This window comes from Inquilinus sp. NPDC058860 (genome assembly GCF_042743185.1).
GTDB lineage: Bacteria > Pseudomonadota > Alphaproteobacteria > DSM-16000 > Inquilinaceae > Inquilinus.
Genome location: NZ_JBHYMS010000001.1, coordinates 72,174 through 86,906, shown reverse-complemented (window position 1 = coordinate 86,906; position 14,733 = coordinate 72,174). Strand labels below are relative to the sequence as shown.

16 protein-coding genes are annotated in these 14,733 nt (G+C 70.6%); 6 read left to right on the top strand and 10 right to left on the bottom strand.

Features of this window, described 5'->3' with window-relative positions:
- Positions 1-9: 9 nt before the first annotated feature.
- The 10 genes from ACFW16_RS00410 to ACFW16_RS00365 all read right to left on the bottom strand — a co-directional run bounded on the left by ACFW16_RS00410 (position 10) and on the right by ACFW16_RS00365 (position 9,076).
- Entirely contained in the window at positions 10-1,095 is a 1,086-nt protein-coding gene (locus tag ACFW16_RS00410; protein WP_380300712.1) for an ABC transporter ATP-binding protein, read from the bottom strand.
- The gene (locus tag ACFW16_RS00405; RefSeq protein ID WP_380300710.1) at positions 1,092-1,892 is read right to left on the bottom strand and encodes an ABC transporter permease; all 801 of its coding nucleotides are present in this window, start codon (positions 1,890-1,892) and stop codon (positions 1,092-1,094) included. Before ACFW16_RS00405 ends, ACFW16_RS00410 begins: the two co-directional genes overlap by 4 nt.
- Before the next feature lie 10 nt (positions 1,893-1,902).
- The gene (locus tag ACFW16_RS00400; RefSeq protein WP_380300708.1) at positions 1,903-2,766 is read right to left on the bottom strand and encodes an ABC transporter permease; all 864 of its coding nucleotides are present in this window, start codon (positions 2,764-2,766) and stop codon (positions 1,903-1,905) included.
- A gap of 61 nt (positions 2,767-2,827) precedes the next feature.
- Entirely contained in the window at positions 2,828-3,850 is a 1,023-nt protein-coding gene (locus ACFW16_RS00395) for an ABC transporter substrate-binding protein (RefSeq protein ID WP_380300706.1), read from the bottom strand.
- Between the two features lie 55 nt (positions 3,851-3,905).
- Positions 3,906-4,220, bottom strand: a complete 315-nt coding sequence (locus ACFW16_RS00390) for an NIPSNAP family protein (RefSeq protein ID WP_380300704.1) — start codon at positions 4,218-4,220, stop codon at positions 3,906-3,908.
- Between the two features lie 10 nt (positions 4,221-4,230).
- Positions 4,231-5,700, bottom strand: a complete 1,470-nt coding sequence (locus tag ACFW16_RS00385) for an aldehyde dehydrogenase (protein WP_380300702.1) — start codon at positions 5,698-5,700, stop codon at positions 4,231-4,233.
- Between the two features lie 20 nt (positions 5,701-5,720).
- Complete coding sequence (locus ACFW16_RS00380; RefSeq protein ID WP_380300700.1) at positions 5,721-6,758, bottom strand: LLM class flavin-dependent oxidoreductase; 1,038 nt, start codon at positions 6,756-6,758, stop codon at positions 5,721-5,723.
- The gene (locus tag ACFW16_RS00375; protein WP_380300698.1) at positions 6,755-7,705 is read right to left on the bottom strand and encodes a flavin reductase; all 951 of its coding nucleotides are present in this window, start codon (positions 7,703-7,705) and stop codon (positions 6,755-6,757) included. The genes ACFW16_RS00380 and ACFW16_RS00375 overlap by 4 nt, the downstream gene beginning before the upstream one ends.
- Positions 7,702-8,496: an alpha/beta fold hydrolase gene (locus ACFW16_RS00370; protein WP_380300696.1), complete on the bottom strand. Its 795-nt coding sequence runs from the start codon at positions 8,494-8,496 to the stop codon at positions 7,702-7,704. Before ACFW16_RS00370 ends, ACFW16_RS00375 begins: the two co-directional genes overlap by 4 nt.
- On the bottom strand, positions 8,489-9,076 hold the full coding sequence (locus ACFW16_RS00365; protein WP_380300694.1) for an amino acid synthesis family protein: 588 nt from the start codon (positions 9,074-9,076) through the stop codon (positions 8,489-8,491). Before ACFW16_RS00365 ends, ACFW16_RS00370 begins: the two co-directional genes overlap by 8 nt.
- A gap of 174 nt (positions 9,077-9,250) precedes the next feature.
- On the opposite strand from ACFW16_RS00365, the gene ACFW16_RS00360 reads away from it, so the two are divergent.
- The 6 genes from ACFW16_RS00360 to ACFW16_RS00335 all read left to right on the top strand — a co-directional run bounded on the left by ACFW16_RS00360 (position 9,251) and on the right by ACFW16_RS00335 (position 14,726).
- Positions 9,251-9,931, top strand: coding sequence for a GntR family transcriptional regulator (locus ACFW16_RS00360; RefSeq protein ID WP_380300692.1), 681 nt, complete (start codon positions 9,251-9,253; stop codon positions 9,929-9,931).
- A 79-nt stretch (positions 9,932-10,010) separates the two neighbouring features.
- Positions 10,011-10,658, top strand: a complete 648-nt coding sequence (locus ACFW16_RS00355) for a TetR/AcrR family transcriptional regulator (protein WP_380300690.1) — start codon at positions 10,011-10,013, stop codon at positions 10,656-10,658.
- A gap of 104 nt (positions 10,659-10,762) precedes the next feature.
- Entirely contained in the window at positions 10,763-11,620 is an 858-nt protein-coding gene (locus tag ACFW16_RS00350) for a TauD/TfdA dioxygenase family protein (RefSeq protein ID WP_380300688.1), read from the top strand.
- Between the two features lie 79 nt (positions 11,621-11,699).
- Positions 11,700-12,593, top strand: coding sequence for a carbohydrate ABC transporter permease (locus ACFW16_RS00345; RefSeq protein ID WP_380300686.1), 894 nt, complete (start codon positions 11,700-11,702; stop codon positions 12,591-12,593).
- Positions 12,583-13,416, top strand: coding sequence for a carbohydrate ABC transporter permease (locus ACFW16_RS00340; protein WP_380300685.1), 834 nt, complete (start codon positions 12,583-12,585; stop codon positions 13,414-13,416). The genes ACFW16_RS00345 and ACFW16_RS00340 overlap by 11 nt, the downstream gene beginning before the upstream one ends.
- Before the next feature lie 20 nt (positions 13,417-13,436).
- Positions 13,437-14,726, top strand: a complete 1,290-nt coding sequence (locus ACFW16_RS00335) for an ABC transporter substrate-binding protein (RefSeq protein WP_380300684.1) — start codon at positions 13,437-13,439, stop codon at positions 14,724-14,726.
- Positions 14,727-14,733 lie beyond the last annotated feature (7 nt).

Here is a 14,733-nt window from a genome sequence, read left to right as displayed (position 1 = left end):
GGGGCGGCGTCAGCCCTCCGGGAACAGCCTGGTCTGCTCGGCATCCCAGGCGACGTGCACGGCGTCGCCGAAGCCGAACTCCGCGTCGTCCGCCCGGGCCAGCGGGCTGCGCACCGCCAGCTCCTGATGCCACTGTGTCCGCACCGTGTAGTGCATGGTGTCGCCGAGGAAGGTCCGGTCGACGACCACCCCCGGCAGCCCGACCCGGCCTGGGGCCGCACGCTCCAGCCGCATCCGCTCCGGCCGCACCATCAGCATAGCCTCACCGCCGCCGGCCTCCAGCCCCTGCAGCGGCACGCCCTCGATCCGCGACCCGTCCGGGCAGACGAGGGTCGCCTGGCCGTCGGCGCCGGCCGCGATCCGGCCCGGCAGGAAGTTGGAGTTGCCGATGAAGCCGGCGGCGAAGCGGGTGCGCGAGGCGTCGTAGAGGTCGCGGCCGCTGCCGACCTGCTCGATCCGCCCATGGTTGAACAGGGCGATCCGGTCGGACAGGCGCAGCGCCTCCTCCTGGTCGTGGGTGACGTAGAGGATGGTCACCCCGGTCTCGCGGTGGATGCGGCGGATCTCGACCTGGATCTCCTCGCGCAGCGTCTTGTCCAGCGCCGACAGCGGCTCGTCCATCAGGAGCAGCGGCGGGTCGTAGGCCAGCGCCCGGGCCAGGGCGACGCGCTGCTGCTGGCCGCCGGACAGCTTCGCCGGCAGCCGGTCGCGATACGGCTCCAGCCGCACCAGCTCCAGCATCGCCCGGACCTTGGCCTGGACCTCCGCCTCCGGCCGGCGGCGGACGCGCAGGGGAAAGGCCACGTTCTCCGCCACTGTCAGGTGCGGGAACAGCGTGTAGCGCTGGAACACCATGCCGATGTTGCGGCGGTGCGACGGCACCGCCAGCAGCGAGCGGCCGTCGAGCAGCACGTCGCCGGCGCTCGGCTCCAGCAAGCCGGCGATGACGTAGAGCGTGGTGCTCTTGCCCGAGCCGGAGGGGCCGAGGAAGGTGACGAACTCGCCGCGGGCGATGTCCAGCGAGACCGCCTCGACCGCCACCGCCTCGCCATAGGCCTTGCGGATGCCGCGGATGCTCAGGAAGGGCGGGGTCATGGCTCTCTGCTCCTGCGAAACAGCGCCGCCAGCAGCATCAGGGCGGCGGTAAAGGCGACCAGCAGCGCCGAGGCGGCGGCGATCACCGGCGACAGGTCCTGGCGCAACGCGCCCCAGACCCGCACCGGCAGGGTCTGGAGGTCGGGGCTGGCCATGAAGATCGCCAGCACCACCTCGTCCCAGGAGGCGAGGAAGGAGAAGATCGCCGCCGCGAACAGGCCCAGGCGGATGCCCGGCAGGGTGACGCGCAGCCGCGCCTCCCACGGGCCGGCGCCGCACAGCACCGCCGCATCCTCGATCGCCTTGTCGAAGCGCTCCAGCGCATTGCCGATCGACAGCACGGCGAAGGGCAGGGCGATCACCAGATGGGCGATGACGAAGCCGGCCAGCGTGCCGTTCAGATGCAGCCGCAGGAACAGGGCGTAGAGCGCGACCGCCAGCACCACCACCGGCAGCACCATCGGCGTCAGGAACAGGGCGCGCAGCGCCTCGCGGCCGCGGAACCGGCCGCGCACCAGCCCGAAGGCGGCGAACAGGCCCAGCAGCACCGACAGCACCGTGACGATCGACGCGACCTTCAGGCTGGCCAGCACGGCGTCGAGCCAGCCCGGATCGGCGAAGAGATCGCGGTACCAGCGCAGCGTCCAGCCGGGCGGCGGGAACTGCAGCCATTGCGACGACCCGAAGGACAGCGCCACGATCAGCAGGATCGGCAGCAGCAGGAACAACGCCACCGCCAGGCTGATGCCGCCGAGCAGCCAGCGCAGGGCGCCGAGGCGGTCGTAGTCGAGCAGCATCCGGCGCCTCCTACCCGGCGGTCCGGCCGAAGCCGAACCAGCGGATCTGCACGGCGTAGAGCGCGAGGGTGACGACCAGCAGCACCAGCGCCGCGGCGCCGGCCAGGCCCCAGTTCAAGAGCGACTGGACCAGCTGGGCGATCAGCTCCGCCAGCATCATGTTGGCGGTGCCGCCCAGCAGCGACGGCGTCACGAAATAGCCGAGCGACATGACGAAGACCATCAGCGCGCCGGCGGCGATGCCGGGCGCCACCAGCGGCAGGAACACCCGCCGCAGCGCCTGGCCGCGGCTGGCGCCGCACAGCGCCGCCGCCTGGAAGATCGCCGGGTCGATGGTGCGGATCGCGGCATGCAGCGGCAGGATCATGAAGGGCAGCATGATGTAGGTCATGCCGATGGTGACGCCGACCAGGTTGTTGGTCAGCGCCAGCGGCTCGGAGATGATGCCGAGGTTGATCAGCGTCCGGTTGATCAGGCCAGTGCGCTGCAGCAGCACCATCCAGGCATAGGTGCGGGCCAGCAGGTTGGTCCACATCGACAGCACGACGATGCCGAACAGCAGCGCCGACCAGCGCCTCGGCGCCACCGCCAGGAACCAGGCCACCGGGAAGCCCAGCGCCAGGGTCACGGCGGTGACCAGCCCGGCGACGGTGAAGGTGTTCAGGAACACCTTCAGATAGGTGGTCGACCCGAAGAACTCGGCGTAGTTGCCGAGGCCCGGCTGCGGCTCCAGCACGCTGCGCAGCAGCAGGGCCAGCACCGGCAGCATGAAGAACAGCAGCAGCAGGCCCAGCCCCGGCACCACCAGGCCGAACCCGGCCAGGGGGCGCCGGATCCGCGGCGGGATCGGGATCGTGGTGTCGGATCGGGCCATGACCATCGCCCTGCCTCCCCGGCTCATGGGCGGCGCGGCGACCCCGCCGCGCCGCGTCAGGTCACTGCGTCTGCCAGGCGTACCAGCGCTTGGCGATGGCATCGCGGTTGGCGGCCCAATAGGCCATGTCGAGATTGATCTGCCCGGCGGCGTGCCGGTCCGGCAGGGTCTCGACGGTCGCGGCGTCCATCAGGTCCTTGGACTTGACGTTGACCGGCGCGTAGGCCGTCTGCGCCGCCATGTCCGCCTGGCCCTTGGCGCTGGTGGCCTGCGCCAGGAACTTCATCGCCGCGTCCTTGTTCGGCGCGCCCTTCGGCACCACCAGCATGTCGGCTGCCGTGAGGTTCTGCTCCCACGACACGCCGACCTTGGTGCCGGACTGCTCCAGCGCGTGCAGGCGGCCGTTCCAGAACATGCCGAGCGCCGCCTCGCCCGAGGCCAGCAACTGCTGCGACTGCGCGCCGCCGCCCCACCAGACGATGTCGCCCTTGATGCTGTCGAGCTTGCGGAAGGCGCGGTCGAGGTCCAGCGGGTACAGCTCGTCCGGCGCCACCCCGTCGGCCAGCAGCGCGATCTCCAGCACGCCCGGCGCCGACCATTTGTAGAAGGTGCGCTTGCCGGGGAAGGCCGTGGTGTCGAACAGGTCAGCCCAGCTCTTCGGCGCCTTGTCGCCGAGCACGTCCGGGTTGTAGCCCAGCACGAAGGAGTAATAGAAGCTGCCGACGGCGTGGTCGGTGACGAAGCGCGGGTCGATCTCGTCGCGCTTCACCACCGAGAAGTCGACCGGCTCGACCAGCCCGTCCTGGGCCGCCCTGACCGCGAAATCGTATTCGACGTCGACCACGTCCCAGGCGACGTTGCCGCTCTCCACCATGGCCTTGAACTTGCCGTAGTCGGTCGGCCCGTCCTGCTGCACCTTGATGCCGGTGGCGGCGGTGAAGGGCTCTGCCCAGGCCGCCTTCTGGGCGTCCTGCGTGGTGCCGCCCCAGCTCGTGAACACCATGCTCTGCGCCTGCGCCCCGGCCGCTCCCAGTCCGATGCACAGGCTGGCGGCACCGGCCGCCAGGAATTTCAGCGTCTTCATTCATGCCTCCCGTTATTGGTTCGCAACGCGTCGCACTTCTTTGGCCGCTTCCGGCTCATGGTGGCGGCGAGAACGGCGCCGCCTTCAGGATCCTGCTGTCCATGGTCTCGATCAGCGCCTGGATCTTCGGCAGGAACTCCTGCCACCGGGCATCCGCCGCCAGCGCCGCGCGGCGCCGCTCGCGGTCGGCGAGATCGTCATAGGCCCAGAGATGGACGATCTCGTTCAAGGGCCCGATCTCGGTGGCGAAATAGCCGACCAGCGTGCCGAGATGGGGCCGCTGGATCGCGATGCCTTCCTCCGTGACCAGCCGCAGGTAGCGCGGCACGGTGCCGGTCTTCAGCCGATAGGTGCGCAGCTCGTAGATCATCGTCCGGCCCTCAGCGCATCACGAAGGGGTCTGGGATCGGGTCGTCCGAGGTCCGGATCCACACCGCCTTGGTGCGCATGTACTCGCGCACCGAGTCCTGCCCGCCCTCGCGGCCCAGCCCGCTGAGGCCGTAGCCGCCGAACGGCGCCATCGGCGAGATCGCCCGGTAGGTGTTGACCCAGACCACGCCGGCCCGGATGCGCCGGACCAGCCGGTGGGCGCGGGCCAGGTCGCGGGTGAACACGCCGGCGGCCAGGCCGAACTCGCTGTCGTTCGCGGCCGCGACCGCCTCCGCCTCGCCGTCGAAGGACAGGACGCTCAGCACCGGTCCGAACAGCTCCTCCCGCACGCTGGGCACGGCCTGGCTGTCGCAGTCGAGGATGGTGGGCGGGTAGTAGAAGCCGGCCCCGGAGGGCGGGTGGCCACCGGCGACCAGCCGGGCGCCGGCGGCGAGGCTGCGCTCCACCACCTCGGCGATGCGGTCGCGCTGGCGCCGGGTGGCCAGCGGCCCCATCTCGGTCGCCGGGTTCTGCGGGTCGCCGATGCGGATCGCGGCGGCCTTGCGCGCCAGGATCCCGAGCAGCCGGTCGCGGATGCCGCGCTCGACCAGAAGGCGCGAGCCGGCGACGCAGCTCTGCCCGCTGGCGGCGAAGATGCCGGCGATCACGGCGTTGGCGGCGCTGTCGAGATCGGCATCGGCGAACACCAGCACCGGCGACTTGCCGCCCAGCTCCAGCGTCGTGTGGGCCAGGTTCTCGGCGGTGTTGCGGATCACGTGGCGGGCCGTCGCCGGGCCGCCGGTGAAGGCGACGCGGGCGACCAGCGGGTGGCTGGTCAGCGCCCGGCCGCAATCCTCGCCGAAGCCGGTGACGATGTTGACCACGCCCTTGGGGAAGCCGGCCCGGTCGACCAGCCGCGCGAACTCCAGCAGCGGGGCGGGGCCGTCCTCCGACGCCTTCAGCACCACGGTGCAGCCGGCGGCGAGCGCCGGCCCCAGCTTCACCGCCGACAGGAACAGCTGCGAGTTCCAGGGCACGATCGCGGCGACGACGCCGATCGGCTCGCGCCGCAGCGTGACCTCCATGTCCGGCTTGTCGATCGGCAGATGCGCGCCTTCGATCTTGTCGGCCAGGCCGCCGAAATAGCGGTAGTACTCGGCGACATAGCCGATCTGGGCCCGGGTCTCGCGGATGATCTTGCCGGTGTCGCGGGTCTCGATCGCGGCCAGCTGCGGCGCCTCCTCGGCCAGCAGGTCGCCCAGCCGGTGCAGCAGCCGGCCGCGCTGGGTCGCGGTCATCCGCGACCAGTCGGAGTCCAGGAAGGTGCGATGCGCCGCCCGCATGGCGCGGTCGACATCCGCGGCATCGGCCGCGGGCATCAGCGCCCAGGCCTCGCCGGTTGCCGGGTCGACGCTCTCGAAGGTCGCGGCGCCGTCCGCGAAGGCACCGTCGATATAGTGCTGGAACCGGGGCAGGGACATCGGACCCTCTCGCTTCCGCCTCAGGTGAAGGCGGGCATCACCTTGTCGATGAACAGCTCCAGCGACCGCTTCTTGCGCGCGAAGGACAGGCCGCTGTCGATCCACAGGCTGTACTGGTCGTAGCCCAGCGCCTCATAGGCCTTGAGCCGGGCGATCACGTCCTCGGGCTCGCCGATCACCAGATTGCGGCGCATCAGATCGGGCGCGTATTGCGGCATCGCCGCCATCTCCGCCTCGCTCAGCGGTTCCAGGAAGCCCTGGTTGACCGGCCGCTCGTTCTTGAACCAGGCGCCGAAGGTGCAATAGAAGCGGCTCAGCTCGCGCGCCGTCTCCGCCACCTCCGCCTCCGAGCCGCAGACGAAGCTGTGCATCAGCAGCATGATCTGCGGCCGCGGCCGCTCCGGATGCGCGGCGCAGGCGGTGTTGAACCGGTCCATCAGGCCGGCGACCTCGGCGTCGCCCGAGGCCAGCGGCGTGACCTGGACGTTGCAGCCATTGGTGACCGCGAATTCGTGCGAGTTCGGGTCCCGCGCCGCGACCCAGATCGGCGGGTGCGGCTCCTGCACCGGGCGGGGCATGCAGGTGGTGGCGGGGAAGGACCAGAACTCGCCCTGATGGGCATAGTCGCCCTGCCACAGCCGCTGTACCGCCGGGATCAGCTCGCGCAGCCGCTGCCCGGCGCCCCAGGCGTCCAGCCCCGGCAGCAGCCGCTCATACTCGAAGGAATAGGCGCCGCGGGCGATGCCGATGTCGAGCCGGCCGCGGCTGGCGACATCGGTCAGCGCCGCCTCGCCGGCCAGCTTGATCGGGTGCCAGAACGGCGCGATCACGGTGCCGGTGCCGAGGCGGATCCGCTCGGTCCTGGCCGCTAGATAGGCCAGGTTGATGAAGGGGTTCGGCGCGATCGTGAACTCCATGCCGTGGTGTTCACCGACCCAGGCCGCCTCGAAGCCGCCGCTTTCCGCCAGCTGCACCAGCTCGGTCAGCTGGTCGAACAGCTCGGCATGGGACGGGCCGGGGGCCAGCCGCTCCATATGGACGAAGAGGGAGAATTTCATCGCAATCCAGCCTCGTTCTGGGCTTGCAGGGCGCGGACGGTGCCGGCCGCGGCGTTGCCGACATAGATGCCGAAACTGTCCTCGCCGCGCTCATTGACGAAGCGCTGCAGCATGGACCGCACGGCGTCGTCGGCGAGAAGCGGCCAGGGGATGTCGTCGAGCGGGACCAGCCGCAGCGCCGGGTCCTGCGGCGGGCCGCCGGCCAGGGTGCCGCGGTAGTAGATTGACACCGTGCCGCGGTCGGTCGCGGCGTCCTCGAACACGGCGAACAGGAAGCTGAGGCGGGCGTCGAGCCCGTGCCGCGCCAGCACGCCCTTCAGGCTGCGCGGGTCGGCGGCCGGGTCCAGGCCAGCACCGGCGGGCAGGTCGAGCCAGCCGTCGGCATCGGCCAGCAGCAGCACCGCGCCGTCCTGCTCCAGGATCGCGCCGACCCGGGTGCGACGATCGGCAGCCGCCAGCGCCTCCTGCGACAAACCGAAGGCGACATAGGCGCCGCGGCAATAGGCGAGGGGGGTGGCCGGGGATTGGCCGAAGCCGGCGACCCGGCCGATCAGGACCAGATGGTCGCCGGCATCGACGACCTGGTGCGTGGTGCAGTCGAACCAGGCGGCCGCCCCGGCGATCAGCGGGCTGCCGGCCGGCCCGGCCGACCAGGCGGTGGCGGCGAATTTGTCCGGACTCTTGGAGGCGAACAGGCCGGAGACCGCCTGCTGGTGCTCGGCCAGGATGTTCACCGCGAAATGGCCGCTGCCCTCGAAGACCGGGCAGCTCGCGGCGGTCTTGGCGATGCAGATCAGGACCAGCGGCGGATCGAGCGACACCGAGGTGAAGGAGTTGGCGGTGAAGCCGCGCGGCCCGCCATCGGGCTCGACGGTGGTCACCACGGTGACGCCGGTGACGAAGCTGCCCAGCGCCTTGCGGAACTCGCGCGCGTCGAACGCGGTCATGGCACCTCCTCGGCGAAGGCCCGCAGCCTGGCATTCACCAGCGCCGGGGCGGTGAGGCTCATCATGTGGCGCTCGCCCGGCAGGATCTCGGCGCGGCCCCGCGGGACGGCCGCCGCCATGGCGCGGGACATCTCCGGGCTCGAATTCGGGTCCTCTTCGCCGGTCAGGAACAGGGCCGGCACGGCCAGGCCGCCCAGCCGTTCGGCATGGGCCGCATCCGCGCTGGCGAACAGGCGATAGGTACGGGCGTAGCCGACCGGATCGGCCGATTCCAGGAAGGCGCGGGTCTTGTCCGCCACCTCGGCCAGCGCCGCCGGCACCGGGTTGCCGAACCAGCGGGCGATGGTGCCGTCGACGGCGCCGCCGGGCCCCTCCGCCTCGATCCGGCGGGCCCGGTCCAGCACCGCCTCGCGCTGCGCCGGCGTGCGGCGGTAGACCGCGTTCAGCGCGGCCACGCCGAGGGTCCGGTCCGGATGGTTCAGCGCGAATTCCAGCGCCACCAGCGCACCCATGGAATGGCCGACGACCACGGCGCGGCCGAGGTCGAGTTCGTCCAAAAGGGACCGCAACTGGTCGCTGTAGTCCTTCAGGCCCGGCCGCTCCGGCGGCAGGGCGCTGCCGCCATGGCCGAGCATGTCGTAGGCGATGGCGGTGTGGGTGAGGGCGAAGGCCTCGATCTGCGGCGCCCAGACCGAAGAGGCCATGCCGACGCCGTGGATGAAGACGATCGGGCGGCCCGTGCCGGCGCGGCGCCAGCGCGTCTCCCCGGCGCCGAGGGCGGCCTCAGGCATCGGTGCCGCCGAGATCGCGCAGGTCCTGGTAGCGGTCGCCGATGCGGTGATGCGGCCGGCCGCCGATCGAGGCGCCGAGCGCGACCACGATCTCGTCCGGCGCCGGCGCGTCGACGATCGAGAACTGGACGGTCAGGTAATGCGACCGCCGGCCCTCGTCGTTCTTGTCCATCAGCGGGATGGTCACCGGGGTGGCCGGGCCGCCGCGCAGATTGGTGAAGGACAGGTAGCTCTTGGCGCCGACGGCGCGGCGGTAGTGGTTGCCGAAGCGCAGGGTGTGGATCAGCGCCGAGGCGTGCTCGATCTCGCCCGAGGTGCCGACGATCGCCGCCTTGCCATAGGCCTCGACCGCCTCGCCGGACCCGGCCACCCGTAGGATCTCGGCCGTGAGCATCTCGCCCAGCACCGGGGCCTGGGCGTGGATCTCCGGCTTCAGATCCTCGACGAAGCCGCGCCCGGCCCAGGGGTTGGTCAGCACCGCCGCGGCGGCGAACAGCTTCAGCGGCTGAGGCGCCTTTCGGCCGCCTTCGATTCGGGTGTCCTCGACATAGGTCACGAGCTTGCGCAGCACCAGCGTCATTCCTTGCCCCTGTGTCCCCGAGCGCTCCATTCGGGCGCTATGTGATCTTCTCGTAAGATGGTATACCATCGGACAATAGAGTCAACGGCCAGGATTCTTCTCCCGGTCCTCCGGGCCGGATGGTCTGGTGGCGCATGCCGCGATGGGCTAGGAGGAACGGGTCGGGAGAGGGCGATGAACGACGAGGACACGCTGCTGAAGGTCGACCGCAGCGCGCGGACCCTGCGGGAGTTGGCGCTGGAGAAGCTGCGCGACGCGATCCTGGGGCTGCGCTTCCAGCCGGGCGACCGGCTGGTCGAGCGGGACCTGTGCGACCAGCTCGGCGTCAGCCGGTCGATCGTGCGCGAGGTGCTGCGCCATCTCGAGGCCGAGGGGCTGGTGGAGAACGTGCCCTATCGGGGTCCGATCGTGGTGCGGCCGACGCCGGAGCAGGCGAAGGAGGTCTACGAGATCCGCGCCATGCTCGAGGCGCTGGCGGCCCGGACCTGCGCCGAGACGGCGCCGCGGGAGATCGCGGACAAGCTGCAGGCGGCGATGGGGCGGATCGAGCAGGCCTATGCCCGGAAGGCGCCGACCGCCGTGCTGGCGGCGACCCATGATTTCTACAAGATCCTGTTCCAGGGCGCGGGCAAGAGCGTGGCCTGGACCATCGTCAACTCTCTGAACGCCCGGATCACCCATCTGCGGGCGATGACGATCTCGACCGCCGGCCGCTCCGAAGACGGCCCGGCCGAGATGCGGCGGATCGTCGAGGCGATCCGCCGGGGCGACGGGGCGGCGGCCGCCCAGGCCTGCCTCGACCATGTTGGCCACGCCTCGGCGATCGCGCAGGGGCTGCTGTCCAAGGGCGCGTGAAGGGGTGGCTTGCCGGCTGTGCAAATCCATGGTGTCTGGCTGACAACGTCCCGGGGCAGCCGAACAGCGAGCGCACGACATGGCACGTCAGGACAGCGGGCCGTCCGAACCCGATGCCGCGGGCGGCACGCGCGACCGCATCAAGGCGGTCGCCGCCGAGCTCTATGTCCTGCGGGGGCATGAGGGCTTCAGCTTCGGTGACATCGCCGCCGCGATCGGGACGACGCGGGCCAACATCCACCATCACTTCGGCAGCAAGCAGCAGCTGATGCGGGAGCTGATCGAGGACATCGCCGCGAACGCCGAAGCCCGCATCGAGCGCCACTGGCGGGCGGGCGGCGCCCCCTTCGCCGAGCGGCTGGCGATGCAGCTGGACGATCTGCGCCGTTTCTACGACCGTTTCAACAAGAGCGATGGGGACCGCCATGTCTGGAGCCCGCTGTCGCGGCTGCGCCACGACCTGCCGACACTCGGCGACGAGGCGGTGGCGGCGCTGGAGCGCGTCAACCGGACCTACGACCTCTGCCTCCGCCACGCGGTCGGGGAGGCGGTCGCGGCGGGCCAGCTGCGGCCGGGGACCGATGTGGAGGACGTCGTCCGGGTGCTGCGCGTCACCCTTCTGTCCTGCCCGCCGATGACCCAGGATTCCGGCCGGTTCGAGGAGATCGAGCTGCTGTTCCGGGCGCTCGGCCGCCTGATCAGCGCTGCGGGAGAGCCCCAGCGCTGACATTCGAGACCCGTTGACGACGCTTTCGTCACCGTGTACTTACTTACATGTAAGTCAGTGTTGCGCCAGCGATAGAGCGCGGCCATCGAGGGAGGCGGGCAGGGATGCGGGACGAGCGCTTCACGCAATTCGAGCTTCGGCCGTTCACCGGCGCGCTGGGGGCGGAGATCATCGGCGTCGACCTGAGGACGGCGGCCGAGGGCGTCTTCGCCGAGGTGCTGCATGCCCTGCACGAATACCACGTGCTGGCGGTGCGCGATCAGGACCTGGTGCCGGCCACGCTGCAGCAGGTGGCCCGCCGCTTCGGGCCGTTCAGCGGCAATCCGGTGCACACCCCGATGGACGGGTTCGAGGACATCGTCCGCTTCGTGCGCGAGCGCGACGACACCGGCAAGGTGATCGGCGAGGACTGGCACATGGACCTGGCCTGGCTGGCGAAGCCGCCCGGGGTCACCATGCTGTACGGCGAGGAGGTGCCGCCGGTCGGCGGCGATACCTGCTTCAGCAGCCTGGAGAAGGCCTACCAGTCGCTGTCGCCGCGGCTGGTCTCGATCCTCGAAGGCCTGACCGGCATCCACAGCGGGCGCGGCGTGTTCGCGATCAACGCGATGCAGAAGCGGCTCGGCGTCACCGCGGATGTCGAGGCGATCGAGAACGCGGCGGTCGAGCACCCGGTGATCTGCGCCCATCCGGTGACCGGGCGGCGCTACGTCTTCGTCAGCAGCGTCCTGACCCATTTCAAGGGCATGACCGAGGAGGAGAGCAAGCCGCTGATCGACTTCCTGATGGCCAGGGCGACCCGGCCGGAGTTCCACTGCCGCCTGCGTTGGGCGCCGCGCACGCTGGGCATGTGGAACAACCCCTTCGTGCTGCACACCGCGATCAACGACTATCCCGGCTACCGCCGGGTGATGTATCGCACCACCGTCGAAGGCCGCGTGCCGCTCGCCGCGGCAGCCTGACGGCCAGCCACCGAAGATCGCCGCCGCCCAGGGCCAGGGGCAGGCGGCGTCCGTGACGAAGAACGGCCCGGGAGGCGGAATGCAAGCAGGCTGGAAGCGTCTGCGACAGGGGCTGGCGGGGGCGCTGCCGTTGGTCGCGCCCGTGCATGTCCTGGTGCTGGGCGTCATCGTGATTCCGTCGGTCTTCGTGTTCTGGCTCAGCTTCCAGGCCTCCAGCTTCGGCCAGGCGGCGAGCTTCGTCGGCTTCGACAACTATCTCCGCGTGCTGGGCGACGCCTATTTCTGGCGGTCGCTGCTGAACACCGTCGCGGTGGTGGCGGTGGCCGTGCATCTCGAGCTGCTGCTCGGCCTCGGCATCGCCCTGCTGTTCGCCAGCGGCCTGCCGGCACGGCGCCTGCTGCTGGTGATCGTGCTGGCGCCCTATGCGATCAGCGAGGTGACCGCGGCGGCGATGTGGCGCTTCCTGTTCGACCCCGATGTCGGCCCGGTGACCAACGCGCTGCTCGACCTCGGGCTGCCGACGCTGGACTGGACCTTCGTGCCGTCGCACGGGCTGGTCCTGGTCGGGCTGCTGACCATCTGGCTGCACCTGCCCTTCACCTTCGTCATCCTCTACGCCGCGCGGCTGGCGATCCCGAAGGACCTGTACGAGGCCGGGCGGGCGGACGGCGCCTCGCCGCTGCAGCTGTTCCGCACCATCACCCTGCCGCTGCTGGCGCCGGCGATCCTGATCGCCATGCTGTTTCGCTACATCTTCGCCTTCCGGCTGTTCTCCGAGATCTGGCTGATGACGCAGGGCGGGCCGGCCCGGAGCACCGAGGTGGTGGCCGTCTACCTCTATCTCGAGGCGTTTCGCTACAACTCCTTCGGCACCGCCGCCGCCACCGCCTGGATCATGGTCGTGGTCTCGCTGCTGCTGGCGACCGCCTATATCCTGCGGCTGCGCAAGGGGATGGCGGCCGATGCGCGCTGACCGCCTCCTGGTCGCGATCGGCAAGGCCGTCGCCGTCGCCGCGGTGGTCGCCTGGTCGATCGTCCCGATCGCCTTCATCGTGCTGTCGTCGTTCAAGCCGGGGCGCGACATCTTCGCGGTGCCGCCGAAGCTGCTGTTCGAGCCGAAGCTGCTGCACTACGAGCATCTCTGGCAGCGCTGGGGCAGCTTCTTCGACGGGCTGGTCAACAGCCTGATCGTCACCGCCGGCTCCGCCGTCCTGGCCGTCGCCGTCAGCTCCCTCGCCGGCTATGCCTATTCGCGGCACCGGGGCCGGTTTCTCGCCGGCTCGGTCTATCTCCTGATCGGCGTGCGCCTGGTCCCGCCGATCGTGGTCACCCTGCCGCTGTTCCCGATCGTCAACCTGCTGGGGCTGAACGACACCCATCTGGTCCTGATCCTGCTGTACACGACCTTCTTCGTGTCGCTGGGCACGATCCTGATGCGCACCTTCATCGACCAGGTCCCGCGCGAGCTGGACGAGGCGGCGATCATCGACGGGGCAAGCCGGCTCACCGTGCTGCGCCGGATCGTCCTGCCGCTGGCGGCGCCGGGCATGCTGGCAGTTGCCGTCTTCGTCGTCGTCTTCGCCTGGAACGAGTTCCTGTTCGCCTTCATCTTCACCGCCACCCGGGCCAAGACCGCGCCCTTCGTGCTGTCGGAGATGATCAGCTCGGTCGACGGGGTCGACTGGGGTGTGCTGTTCGCCGCGGCCACGATCCAGCTGCTGCCGGTGCTGCTGTTCGTGATCGCCATGAACCGGTTCCTGGTGGCCGGCCTCACCGCCGGCGCGACCAAGGGATGAACAAAAAGGGGAGGAAAACCATGACGACGCAACTGACGAGACGAAGCCTGCTCGCCGGCACCGTGGCCGGCGCCGCGACCATGGCGCTGGGACGGACCGCCTCGGCCCAGGCCAAGACGCTGAACGTGCTGTCGCATCTGGTGCATCAGAACGTGCTGACCAAGGGCGCGGCCGGCGACGTCATCGCCCCCTGGCGCCAGGCGGCGGGGGCGGAGATCGCCTGGACCACCCTCGACAGCAACCCGCTGCAGGACCGGCTGTTCCGGGAGGCGAGCCTCGGCCAGACTGGCTTCAACGTCGGCTATGTCATCGACAACCGGATGACGCCGCAGATCGCCGGGCTGTTCGAGCCGCTCGACGGCTACCAGGCGTCCGACCCGATCGAGGATATCGATGACATCGCGCCCGGCCTGCGCCGCGCCGTGACCGTCGACGGCAAGCTGGCCGGCATCCCGGTGCGGCACGCCACCCAGGCCCTGTTCTACAACGAGGCGCTGCTGGAGGAGGCCGGCTTCAGCGCCCCGCCCGCGACGCTGGAGGAGCTGGTCGAGCAGGCGAAGAAGCTGACCTTCACCTCCGCCGCCGGAAACCGGGTGGTCGGGATGATCCTGGCCAGCGACCTCGCGGTGTTCCCGGTGATGTTCGCCCGCGCCTTCGGCGGCGACTTCATCGGCACCGACCGCAAGTTGCTGCCCGACCCGGCGGCGATGGAGAAGGGGCTGGCGGTGCTGGCCGACCTGTTCCAGGCCGGCGCGCTGCCGCGCAGCTACGCCAACACCCGCAACGACGACATGGTGACCTGGCTGCAGCAGGGCCGCGCGGCCTTCGGCGTGCTGCCCTTCGCCCGCTTCGCCCAGCTCAACAACCCCGAGCAGTCCTCGGTCCCGGGCAAGATCAAGGCGGTGGCGTTCCCCGGATCGTCGACGCTCCCCGCCGGCACCGGCATGGCGGCGGTGGTCGAATCCTGGGCCATGGCGATCCCGGCGAACTCGACCGACAAGCAGCTGTCCTGGAGCTTCATCAAGGCGGTCTCCAGCAAGGCGGTCACGCTGGGCGCGGCGCGCAACGGCAACGGCCCGGTGCGCGTGTCGACCTATGCCGATGCCGGCTTCGCCGCGGCGCAGCCCCTGGCGAAGATCGAGGCGGCGGTCCTGGCCAAGGCGCGGCCGGCCTTCCCGGCCTTCCCCGAGGCGGTGCGCGCCCAGGCGACCTTCCTCGAGGAGGTCCAGCTGGCGGTGCTCGGCCGCAAATCGCCGCAGGAGGCGGTGGCGGCGATCCGGGACCGGGTCGGCCCGTTGCTGCCGGCCTGAGGCGAGG